Origin of the sequence: Virgisporangium aliadipatigenens, assembly GCF_016863615.1 — a bacterium.
GTDB classification, from domain to species: domain Bacteria; phylum Actinomycetota; class Actinomycetes; order Mycobacteriales; family Micromonosporaceae; genus Virgisporangium; species Virgisporangium aliadipatigenens.
In genome coordinates, this window is record NZ_BOPF01000016.1 from 32,417 (window position 1) to 44,886 (window position 12,470).

The 12,470-nt window shown below is 75.5% G+C and carries 3 protein-coding genes; all 3 read right to left on the minus strand.

What is annotated here, in order from left to right; genetic code table 11:
• Nucleotides 1-10: 10 nt before the first annotated feature.
• On the minus strand, nucleotides 11-5,113 hold the full coding sequence (locus tag Val02_RS22530) for a hypothetical protein (RefSeq protein ID WP_203901154.1): 5,103 nt from the start codon (nucleotides 5,111-5,113) through the stop codon (nucleotides 11-13).
• 74 nt (nucleotides 5,114-5,187) lie between these two features.
• The gene (locus Val02_RS22535; RefSeq protein ID WP_203901155.1) at nucleotides 5,188-9,867 is read right to left on the minus strand and encodes a hypothetical protein; all 4,680 of its coding nucleotides are present in this window, start codon (nucleotides 9,865-9,867) and stop codon (nucleotides 5,188-5,190) included.
• Complete coding sequence (locus Val02_RS22540; protein ID WP_203901156.1) at nucleotides 9,861-12,449, minus strand: hypothetical protein; 2,589 nt, start codon at nucleotides 12,447-12,449, stop codon at nucleotides 9,861-9,863. Before Val02_RS22540 ends, Val02_RS22535 begins: the two co-directional genes overlap by 7 nt.
• Nucleotides 12,450-12,470: the final 21 nt, after the last annotated feature.

Below are 12,470 nucleotides of genomic sequence, written 5' to 3' on the forward strand. Positions count from 1 at the left end.
GGCCGCCGGGTCAGTACCGGCAGTGCGCGATCAGTTCGGAGAGCACCTCCAGGCGGTTGCGCATGGCGGTGTCGGGCTCCCCGTCGGTGAGGTCGACGACGTGGTGCAGCCAGGCGGCCTTCACGTCGGGCTCGTTCAGGACCCGGGCCACCGCGCGCAGGGCCGCGTCCGCCGCGGTGCGCCGGCCGGCGACGAGATGGTCGAACGCGGCCACCACCGCGCGGGTGATCGCGTCGTCGGCGGGCAGGTCCGGCCGGGCGAGGCGCACACTCAGCGCGGGCGTGCCGGCCGGGGCGGCGCCCGTGGCGTGCCATCCGCCGGCCGTGCGGAACACGCTCACCCGCGGCGGGGCGGTGCTCTCGACGGCCCGCAGCACCTCGTGCCCGCCGTTCTCGCCGAGGACCGCGATCGGGCCCACCACGTGCGCGAGCGCGCGGGCGAACGGCAGCGGGTCCGCGTCGCCGCCGTAGCCGTGCCGGCGCACCCGGTCGGCGAAGCGGCGCCGCGGCCCGCCGTTCGCACCGGCGTGGGTCCAGCCGCCGGTGCCGGTACCGCCGACGGCCGGCGCGGTGGCGGTCGCGGTCTCGGCGATGACGCCGGCGTCGACCGCGTCGGCCGCGGCGGCGCGCAGGAAACCGACGAGCGCGTGCAGGGCGCCGCGTTCCGGGGCGGTGAGCGTGTGCCGGAGCAGCCGCGCCGGCATGCCCGGGTCGCGCAGCGCGGCGAACGCCCGGTCGACGGCCGCCACGTGGGCCCGGGACCGGCCGCGCATCAGCGCCTCCCGGACGAGCGCGGGCGCGGAGAGGATCAGCGCGACGGGCAGGGCGTCGCCGCCGGCCGGCACCGGAATCCGGCCCGGCAGCGGCGGGTGCGGGTCCGGCCCGGCCGTCGCCGGCAGCGGCACCGACAAGGGGACCGGTGCGGTGTCCACAGTGGACGTCAGGCTGTCCACAGTGGAACGCCACAGCCGGCGCACCCGCTCCCGTTTCGAGCCGCGGTGCGCCACCAGGTCGGCGGCCGCCGCGCGCAGGGCCCCGGCCAGCCGGGCGGGGGAGGCGGCGACCGCGGCCGGCACGTCGAGCGCGGTTCCCTTGCGCTGCCGGCCGAACGCCGCGTGCGACAGGTCGTCGGTGGGCAGGGTCAGCGTCGCCCGTTCGTTGTCGGTCTCGCGCACGGCCACCGTGAAGTCGCCCGCGGCGGTCGTGACCCGCAGGACGGCGCCGTCGTCCAGCACGTCGAAGCGCGTGGCGCTGTCCGGTCGAGCGGCGTGCAGGTGGTCGACGGCGGCCCAGAGACGTTCCCGCAGCGGCTGTCCCGAACGGGCGTCGCGGATCGCGGTCGCCGCGGCCCGCACCCCGGCGGGCGCCGTCTCCGGCGGGCTCAGCGGGACCCGCCGCAGCTCCTCGACCTCGGCGAGCGCCGCGTCCGTGCGGTGGTGGGTGCGGCGCAGCTCTGCGCGCGCGGGGCCCCACCGGGCGGTGCTGCCCGGCTGCTCGACGCGCAGGCCCAGCAGGTCCAGCAGGACGGCCAGTTCGGCGCGCAGCCGGGTCGCGTCGAGGTCGGTGCGGGCGGTGGCGCGCGGGTCCCGGGCGGTGGCCAGTTCCCCGAGGATCTCGTCGAGCACGGCGAGGTTGCCGCGGTCGGCGCGGCTCAGGCGCAAACCCTCGATCGGAGTGTTCGGCGTGCGGGTCAGCGCGCGGCCGGTGTCGTGCAACAGGTCCGACGCCCGGTGCCCGGCGCGGCGCCCGAGGTTGCGCATCCGGTGCGCCCGCCCGGTGGCGACATCCACGCTCCACGCGCCGAACCGCCGGTGCGCCGGCCGCCACGGTCGCGCCGCCGCGGGCCGGATCTCCTCGTTGGCGGCGGCCGCCAGCGTCGACAGTTCGTCCAGCACCGCCACGAATTTGCTGTTCGACAAGGGCAGCTTCGCCACCTCGGCGCGCGCCGCGCGGTCCCGGGCGACCTGCTTGTAGACGGGTTCGTTCACCCGCATCGCGGTCTCCCCGGCGGCCGTGAACGCCTGCACCACCGCGCCGACGCCGAGCACGGTCGGCACCAGCGGCCCGCTGGCGAGCCAGCCCAGTCCGGCCGCGATGCCGTAGCCCACGGTCTGTCCCACGAACGCCGGCAGGTGCTTGTACGCCACCTGGTGCGTCCACGGCATCTCGGTGGGGCGGTGCAGCAGGGTGCCGGCGTCGTCGACCGGCACGGCGGCCCGGCGGTTCGTGGCCCGCTGGTTCCTCGCCAGGGCCGCACGCGTGGAGAGCTTGCGCAGCACCGGATGCGCTGTGGTCGAGGCCTCTGGGTCGCGGGCGGCGGCCGGGCGCGCCGGGTCGAGCACCGACTCCGTCAGCGCGATCACCTGATCCAGCCGGCGCAGCGCGTCGAACGCCGCGACGGCCACCGCGTCCGCGAACTCGATCGCCTTGGCCAGGCTCCAGCCGCCGCCGTAGCCCAGCCCGCGCAGCGCGGCGCCGAGGCCCATCGAGTTCGCCAGGTCGATCGCGTTGCCGGTGAGGAACGCCAGCGTGTGCCCGGGCACCTGCATCGCGTAGTGCTGGACGCCGACCCGGGTCGCGTTGTGCCAGGTGCGGGGTGCACCGGCCGGCACGCCGCGTTCGATCAGGTCGTAGGTGACGTCCGGCCGTTCCGTCGGCTCGCCGAACAGCTCCAGCGTGCGCCGCGCCAGGTTCCGGCGCCGCATCAGCTCGCGCACCTTGCTCTTCACCTCGGTGCGCATCGCGGGCCGCATCGCCAGCAGCCGGTCGCGCACCCGCCCGAGCACCGCCGCGTCGTTCGCCGGCAGCGCGACACCGCCGGCGCGCAGCCGCTCCTGCAGCTCGAAACCGAAGTAGTGCAACGATTCCACGAACACGTTGCGCCGGTTGTCCGGCGTGGCCTTGTAGTAGTGGTCGAAGCGGCCCTTCGCGACGGCCTCCGGCCGGTCGAACACCCAGTCCGAACCGGCACCCGCGACGATGCTCTGCCCGGCGGCCATCATCAGGGCCGAGACGCCGAGCACCCAGTTGCCGGTCAGCGGCCCGGTGATGAACAGGCTCACCAGCGCGCTCGTCGAGGCCGACGGCGCCCGCTTGGTCAGCTGCGCGGACGGGCCGCTCAACCGCGGCGGCCGGTACCGGCCCACCCGCCCCGGCGCCTTCGGTGCCGCCAGCACGCTCCTCGGCGGCCCGCCGCCGGCGATCCCGGCCGCCATCCCGTCGGAGACCGCCTGCGTGGTGTTGAAGACGGCGGTGTTCGCCCCGCTGTTGGCGATCAGGGCCGGGTTCCGGCCGGCGAGCGTGCCCGACGCGGCGGTCAGCGCGATGGCCGGGATGCCGGCGCCGATCCGCCGGATCAGGTGCATGAGCGTCGGGGCCTTGTCCGACAGGGGCTGCCGCACGTAGGCGCCCTCGACCCGGCCGCGCAGGTCGCGCAGCGCGGTGGCCAGTTCCGGACGGAGGGCCGGGCCGGCGGTCGCGGCCAGCTCGCGGGCGCGGCGTTCGATGCGGTCGAGCGGGCCGAGCGTGACCCGGTCGGCGTAGCCGGGCGTGAACGTCGTGCGCGCCGCGCGGGCCGTCCGCGCCGTGCCGAACCGCTTCGCGATACCGGGTGCGGCGTGCGGGGTCGGGCGGGCGCGCACGCTGACCGCGAAGTGGGTCCGGCGCACGCTCTCGTGCTCGGCGACGAGCTGCACCGCGCTCAGGTCGGCCGCTGTTACGTCCGGGTGGCGGCGCTGCCAGGCCCGGCGGGCGAGGTGGCCGCTCAGTTCCGCGGTGACGGCCGCGTCGCTGGCGTCGGCGCGGAGCCACAGCTGCCCGTCGCGTTCGTGCACCGCGCGGTCGGGGTCGGCGGTGGCCGCGCGCCAGGCCGGGGCGTCGAGGACGCGCACCGGCAGGGTGATGAGATCGCTGCCGGTGACCGGCCGGTCGGTGTCGGCGATCAGTTCCAGCGCGGCGGTGTCGCCGTCCCGGACCAGCCGCGCGGCGCGCAGCACCTCCGGCGACTGGGCGAGCAGGACGGCGGTGGCGCGTTCGACCGCGTCCAGCACCGGGCCGGTGCCGGGGTCGGTGCGGGTGTCCCACATGCGGCGCAGCAGCAGGTTCAGCCCGCCGTCGGGCAGCATCCCGCCGGCGCGCAGCCGGCCGAGCACGAACGCCCCGCGCGCGGCCCCGCCGGTGCGGTCGCGCAGCGCGCCCAGGTCGCGCAGGCCGGCGACCACGCCGTCGAGGTCCCCGTCCGCCAGCCGGTCGGCGAGATCTCGGATGCCGGCGCGGTCGGCCGGGCTCAGCCCGAACTGCCACCGGGTGCGCGCGGTCGTCGTCAGCCGGTCGCCGCGGCCGCCGGTCACCAGGGCGCGGGCGCGGTGCGCGGCGGCGTTCTCGTGCACCAGCCGGGTGGCGAGGCGGGTCAGGTGCCGGGCCGCCTCCTGGGTGTCCATTGTGGACGGCAGCTCGACGGTGGCGGTGCGGGCGCGGCCGGCGAACAGGTCGGCGCCGGAGTCCGGGTCGAGCACCAGCCGGGGCCGGGTCGCCGCGGCATCCAGCGTGACCCGCAGCCGCGCGTCGTGGCCGTCGGCGAAGACGCGCACGGTGTCCGCGGAACCGTCCACCATGGACAGTCGCACCGCTCCGGTCGTGCGGGCGGCGGCGACGACGGCGGGCACCCCGGACGCCGGGACGGCCGGGCGGCGCGGGCCGTCCAGCACGGCCCTCGGGTGGGTGGCCCGCTGCGCGGCGTTCGCGTCGTCCCGGCGGCCGAGGTGGATCCCGCTCGGCTCCGCCGGCACTGCGTCGACCGCTGTCGCGGCGGTCGGGACCGTGTCGACCGGTGGGGAAGCCGCCGGCACGTCCCGCCCGTCGAGGTGCAGCAGCAGGTCGTCGCGGCCGGCCCGGCGCTGCAGCGCGAACCAGCGGTCGAGCATCGACAGGTCGGCCTCGGCGGGGCCGACGAAGACCCGCGTGCGGCCCGGGAGCACCGGCGCGTCCAGGGCGTACCGGTACTCCGGCGTGTGCTCCCGCAGTTCCATCGGACCGGTGTGGAGGTACACGCCGGACGGGACGACGACGATGCGATCGCTGAGACAGATGCCGGGCGGGGCGGCCGGGGCGGTCACGCCCCCACGACATCAGCAGGGACGAACCGGAAGGATTCCCATTAACTGCCAGGAAATGGTCGGTGGGTGAACAGTTACCGGCACTCGATCACGATCGTGGCGAGCGTCTCCAACCGCGCCCGCTCGGAGGACCCGAAGCCGGTACCGGAGTCGATCACGAACCCGGCCCACTTCGCCTTCGCCTCGGGCTCCGCCAGATGCTCCTTCACCTGCTTGATCGCGCCGTCGGCGGCGGTCCGGTCCCCGGCCAGCAGGTGGTCCCAGGCGGCGAGCACGGCGCGCGTCACGTCGTGCTGCCGGTCGGCACCCGCCCGGTCGAGGAACGCCTCCGGCACCGACGAGTGAACGACCGGTGTCCGCACCGGTACCGCCGTCCCGGCCGGAGCCGCTCGCCAGGCCGGGGTGCGCAGCACCGACTGCCCCCCGCCCGCGAACGGCAACCCGACCGGCGCCACCGGGGTCGGCGTGACGGCGACCGGGCCCTCGACCCCGAGATGGATCCCGCGGTCCAGCAACCGCTCGGCCAGCATCACCTCGCCCACCGGCACCTGCGCGAACGGCACCGGCGTCGGCTGCGGCACCCGCGCCGGCGGCCGGTTCACCTGCAGCCACCACACCTCGGCGTCGACGTCCAGCGGAACCCGGGCCAGGCCGTTCGTCGCCGGGTCGAGGAAGACCACGGTCACCCCGTCCCTGGCGACCGTCACGTCGAGCACACGCGTCGCGGCCGTGGCCGGGTCGACGAACACGGCGATGCCGCCCGCCTCGGCGCCCGCGTGGGAGAGGTGCCGCACCAGCGGGGCGAACCCGCGCGCCGGATCGCCGGCGGCGTCGGTGAAGCGTACGAACCCACCGCCGTGCCGGTACTGCTCGGCCAGTTCGTCCAGCGGGATCTCGTCCGGCGGGGTCAGGTTCTCCCGCATGAACGACGGCCGGTCCACCCGCTGGCCCAGCATGGCCATCATGTCGACGGCGCGGCGCACCAGCGGCAGGTCCTCGTCGGCCTGGTACCAGGGCGGCAGGAACAGCTCGGTGAGCCGGCTCTGCTCGTCCTCGGTGAGCGGCCGGCCGCCGACGTCGTTCGTCAGCGCCCGCACCGTGCGCCCGTCGGGCTGGCGCCACTTGCGGGTGGCCGCCGTCGCGAGCGCGTGCGTCTCCAGCCGCGCCAAGCGCGGCCCGTACTTCTGGCGCAGTTCGCCGCGGGTCTGATCGTGCCGGAACGGCGGCAGGAAGCGGAGGATCTCCTCCTCCTCGGCCCGCCACATCTCCCGCAGGTGCGCGATCTGTTCCTGGATCGAGCCGGTGCGCATGTGCGGGTAGAGCGAACGCAGGAACACCTGCAGCCGCTGCCACTCCCGCCCGAACTGCTCCTCGCCCATGAGCACCGTGTCGGGCGGCCCGGGGTTGCGGCCCTCCATCAGCACCAGTTCGTCGGCGAGGGCGCCGAAGTGGTTGTCCAGTTCCTCGAAGTCGGTGCGCACCCCCATGAACGCGTGCTGCCCGAGCCTGCGGGTCGTCGCCGGGCGCAGCGCCGTGTCGAAGACCTCCCGCAGGTCGAACGTCGTGGACACCTCGAACGCCTCGTCCAGCACGTCCTCGTCGTCCAGCGGCATGATGAACGCGTTCGACGGGTTGTCCCGCCGGTACTGCGCCAGCATGTCCTTGATCAGCCGGTCGGCGTTGCTGCGCAGGTAGAGCTGCACCGGCAGGGGCAGGGCCGCCGAGATGCGCGCGAGGTTGTTGCGGGCCAGCGCGACGGCGAGATTCTTCGGGTTGCGCCGCTCGGCGGGGTCCTCGGTGTACGCCGACGTGATGAGCGCGGCGGTCTGCGTGTACAGCAGCGTCATGAACCCCTTGACGGACTCGACGCTGAGCGCGGAGTAGCGGTTGTCCTGCGCCACCCGGGCACCGATCGCCGCGCCGTAGCGCAGGGCCTGATGCAGCAGCTGCACGCTCTTGTCGTTCGGGCCGAGGCGGCTGTGCGTGCCGATCTCGTCGAAGTACCGGTACAGGCCCCACACCGGCACACCGGCGGTGTACTGCAGGTAGATCCCGGAGAGCCGTTCGCCGGTGTACCCGCTGAGCCCGTCCGGGCCGATGCCGTAGACGGTGGCCTCGGGGTTGGTCGCCACGAAGCGGTCGCGCAGGTCGGCCGGGACGGTGTCGAGGGCCAGGGCGCCCTCCGGCGGCGCGGCGGACAGCGCCTCCCACAGCCGGTGCACCGTCTGCGCCTGGGCCATCGGGTCGGTGAAGGCGTACTCGGCGTCCCAGACGCGCACCGGCCCGGGGACCATCTCGACGACCCACCACGTGGGCTTCGTCGGGCCGCCGGGGTTCATCTTCTCGCCGACCAGCGAGACCGTGGCCGAGGTGGGCAGCCCGCCCGGGCCCTCGGCCTCGGTCGCGTCGGCGTTCGCCCGGGCGCTGACCTCGTGCATCTCCATTTCCGGGCCGCCGCCGAGGTGGATGCCCGTGGGGACCGCGGCCTGCGCCTCCGCCCGTTCGACCGGGGTGAACGCCGAGACGGTCGAGCCCTCGTGCAGACGCGTACGGGTCTGCAGCCACCACACCTCGGCGGCCGACTCCAGCGGCACCCGCGCGAGGTCGCCGGTGTGCGGGTTGCGGAACAGCACGGTCACGCCGTCGCGCGCGACGCTGACGTTGGCCACCCGGATGCCCTCGCCGGGCGTTGCCGGGTCGACCCACATCGCGATGCCGGCCGTGCCGCTGCCGGCCCGCCCGAGGTGCGACAGCAGCGCGTCGAACCCGCTGTGCCCGCTCTCGTCGAGCCGCACGAAGCCGACCGTCGGGGTGGTGTCGGCCGACCTCAGCGACCGGAGCCGCCCGACGACGTCGGCCGCCGAGGGCCGCGCCGGCAGCGAGTCGAGGTTCTGCCAGCGCTTGTCGCCACCGGCCAGCGTGCTGTCCAGGTGGATGGCGGCGCGCAGCGGGGCCGCGTCGGGGCCGGCCGGCGGGGCGTCGGCGTTCGGGACGAAGTGGCTGAGCACCGCGCGGCGCTCGTCGGCGTCGCCCGCGCCGGTCGCGGTGAGCGTGCGCACGGTCCGGCCCGACGGGTGCGCCCAGGGCCGGGCGGTGCGGGCCGCGATCGCCTGCGCCGCCATGCCGCGGACCCGGTTCGCGTGGGTCGCGTGCAGCTCGGCGACGGCCGTGGCCCGCGCGGGGCCCGCCAGCAGCCGCTCGGTCTCCTCGACGGTCTCCAGGTGCAGGCGTTCCAGCAGGGCGCGCTGCTCGTCGAGGCCGCCGGTCGTCAGCTCCGGGAAGAGGTCGCGCAGAAAATCCGAGATCCAGTCCCACTGCTGGTCGAGTTCCGGGCCGCCGGCCCGGGGCGCCTCCGGGCCGCTTCCGGGGGAACGCCATTCCAGCAGCACCATCCCCACCCCGAGGGCGCCCCAGTGGGTGTCCAGGGTGTTGCGGGAACGTTCGATGCCGAGCAGGTTGTCCTGGTTGAGATCGCGCGCCGGACTGCCGCGCAGCGCGGTGTCGAGCACGTCCCGCACGGTGACCGGCGCGCCGTCGTCGTCCTGGTCGAACGGCAGCGTCAGCGCGGTCTCGTCGGTGCGCAGCGACGGGATCTCGCCGAGGTCCCCGATCAGCGCGTTCGCGATGGTGTCGGCGTGCCGGTCCAGGAACAGCTGCATGGCCGGCGACATCGACTTGCGGATGCCGGACAGGTCGGTGCGGGACACGGCGGTCGCGTAGGACTTCGCCCACTGGTGCGGCTTGTCGGCGCGCCGCTTGGCGACGACCCGCAGTTCGGCGGCGAGCTGCGTGTACAGCAGCGCCAGGTAGCCGCGGAACGACTCCACGCTGCGCGGCGAGAAGCCCTGCTCGCCCAGCTCCTCGACCTGCTCGTCGGCGAACATCAGACCGCGGCGCAGCGCCACCTGGGAGAAGCCGTTCGTGGCGTAGCGGGTGTGCTCACCCAGCTCGCTGAGGAACCGGTAGACGCCCCACGTCGGCACCCCGACGGTGTGCTGGAAGTTCAGCCCGGGCAGCCCGTCCTCGGCGATCCAGTCCTCGTCGGGGCGCGGCCGCCGCCCCTCGACGGTCACCTCGGCCAGGCCCGGTGCGAGGGCCTTCGGCCGGCCGGGGCTGTGCGGCAGCAGGGTACCCAGCGGCGCGCTCTCGCCCGGCGGCAGCGCCAGGTTGCGCCGCACCTCGGCGAACTGCGCCGCCATCGTCGACCGCTCGACCCACGCGTACTCGGCGGCGAAGTTGCGCCACGGCCGGCCGACGACCTCCAGGATGCGTTCGCCGCCGTAGTGGTCGGTGGCCAGGTGCATGGTCGGCCACTGGGCCAGCATCGGCTTCGCGGGACCGGGGTTGCGCACGAGCACGCCGTGCCCCTCGCCCTCGGTGCCGGTGCCGAGGTGCACACCGCTCGGCCGCGGGGCCGGTTCGGGGGTGCGCGCCGGTGCGGGGGCCGGCTGCGTGCGGTCGGGAACGTCGCGCAGCGGCACGTCCCGCCCGTCGATGCGCAGCAGCAGGTCGTCCCGGCCGGCCCGGCGCTGGATCGCCAACCAGCGGTCGAGCAGCGTCGAGTCCGGTTCGAGCGGACCGATGAAGGCCCGGGTGGTGCCGGCGATCGGCTGCGCGTCGCGCGCGGCGACGTACTCCGGCGTCGCCTCCAGCACCCGTTCCAGGTCCTCCATGGGACCGGTGTGCACGTAGACGCCGGAGGCGACCGGAACGATCCGTTCGGCGAGACAGAACCCGTCGGGCAGGGTCAACAACGGAGCACCTCACGGATCAGCGCGTTGATCTCTTCGGCCTGCTGCTGGTACGAGCCGGGCCGCTGCTGCTCGACGGCCGTCGCGATGTCCCGCAGATGCCGGAACCAGGCGACGCGGGCGCTGTAACTGACGTACCGCGGCACCAACGAACGGTCCAGGCCGGCCGGCTTGCCCTCGAGGATGTTCGCGGCGGCGGAAATGATGGCCGCGTCGGCGCGCTCGGAGTTGATCTCCGCCCGGGCGGCCGTCAGGTCCACCATGGCGCGCAGCATCGCGGCGCCCGCGCCGACGACCGCGCCGGTCAGCGCCTCCTTGCGCTTGGTGGGGTTCGGGGCGGTCAGGTAGCGCACGGCGAGCGCCTCCTGGCCCATGCCGGCGAGCGTGATGAGGCCCCGCATCGTCTTGAGCCGGTCGCGCACCGCGTCCGACAGCTTGGGATTGCTGAGCCGGTACTCCAGGTACTCGAGCGTCTGCGGGGTGACCAGCACGCCGCGGTTCGCGGTGAACGTCGAGAGCACCACCGGCCACTCCGCCATGTTCACCAGGGCGGCCAGCGGCGGGGCCTCCGGATGCGACGGGCGGGCCAGCGGTTTGAGGTTGCGCACCGGCGCCGGCGCGTCGGCGGGCGGGGCCGGCTGCTGGAACTTGTCGAGGTCGATCCGCCGCCCGGTGCGGTCCTGGGCGAGCACCCGCACGCCGGTGGCGCCGATCAGCGCGCCGTGCGCGTCGTGGATGTCGGCCGGCGCGCCGAACAGCCCCGGTTCCCGCGGATCTATCCACCGCGGGACGATCGTCCCGGTCCGGTCGTCGCCGACGATCCCGAACGTCCGGGCCTGCCGACGCGAGGTGGCCGGCACGTGGATCCAGACCGCCGCGCCGCCCTGCGACAGCACGAGGTTCCAGATCCGCTGCTCCTCGGTCCGCGGCTGGAAGGCGCCGCCGGCCGCCCGCTCGATGTCGGCCGGCGACAGGTCGGTCCGGCCGCTGCCCTCCAGCGCCGACGGGTCGGCGAGGGCGCCGCCCAGCGCACCGAGCGCGCCGAGGATCATGCCGACGTCGTCGGGCGTCGACCCGAGCGGCGCGGTCGCGGCGGCCGGTTCCACCTCGCCGTGCCACAGGTCGAGCCGTTCGACGGAACGGCCCGGCGCGATGCCGGTCTCCGGATCGGTGAGCAGGTCGCGGGCCGCCCGCACGGGCGCCCACACGTCGGCGCCGGGCCTGGCCGGCGGCGTGACGACGGCCGGCCCGGCGATCGGGACCAGCGGCGCCGCGAGTTCCTGGAGCGCGGCGGCGTGCGTCGGGCGCGCGGTGCCGATCGACCCGAGGTGCTCGATCCAGTCGCCCGCCTCGACCGGGCTCATGGCCGGCAGCGCGGTGGCGATCCGGTCCGTGGCCCACTGCCGGGTCTCCGCGTCGTCCGGCGGCCGCGCCAGCAGGGTCGCCACGGCGCCGGCGATCGCCAGGTCGCGCAGATGCTCGGCATCGGGCCCGGTGGCGGCGGCCAGGATGGCGTGTTCGGCGAACGCCGCCTGCACCCGTCCGGGCGCGGTGTGCGCGAGCAGGCCGGCCAGGATCGTGCGGCGCAGCCCGGGCGTCGGTATGAGGACGAAGGCGTTCGCGTCCTCGGAGGCGCCCACGACGGTGCCGAACGGCTTGAGCGTGGACTTGCCCGGGGTGAAGTCGAGCGACGCGCGCGGTGCGCCGCGGCCGGGCGGCGCGAGCAGGTCGGCGACGCTCTTCGGCTTCTCGCCGGGCACCGCGGCCCGGAAGTCCTCGTACGCCGCGACCAGGCCGGAGACGCCGATGCGCTGCTGGGTGACGGCGGGGGCGTCGAGGCGCGGCCGGGCGGCGGCCCGATCGACGTTCTCCGCGACCCAGTCGAGCCCCGCGCCGAACGCGATCCACTTGTCGATCACCCGGCCCGGGTGCCCGCCGAGGCGGCCGTTCCACTCCGCCTGCACCTGGCGCAGTTCGTGCACCAGGCGGCGCAGGTCCGGCATCGCCTGCGGCACCATCGGGTGCAGGACCGTGGTCGGCGTGAACAGCGCGGGCGGCAGCTCCGCCACCGGGGTGTCGCCCCCGAGGTGCACCCCGGACGGGTCGGCGCCCGGCGCGGTCGGCGGGACCGGCGCGCGTTCGGTCGGCTTGACCATGAGGTGGTCGGCGAGGTCGAGCGTCGTCTCCCGGTCGGCGGCGTCCACCGGCACGATGTGCGGGGCGTGCGGGTCGGCGACGTCGGCGACCTTGAGCCCGGTGACGTTCGCGCCGAACGTGTCCGCGTAGGTGCGCGCGATCTCCTCGGTGACCGGGGTGCCCAGCTTGGACAGGTCCAGCCGCATCCGGTCGCGGGCGGAGCGCGGCTGCCCGCGCACCCAGTTGACGACGAAGTCCTGCGCGATGGCCTGCGGCGCGACGGTCACCCAGGTCCAGCCGTGGCCGTCGCCGCGCGCCCTGGCGTACTCGAAGGCGGCCGACTGCAGCGGTCGGTCCAGCGTCGAGGCGAGCAGCACCACCCCGGTCGGCGTCGGCATGATGTAGTCGTCGACGCAGATCTCGTCCTTCGGCCGTGCCGGTCCGGGCACCTTGCCTCCCTCATTGCCACG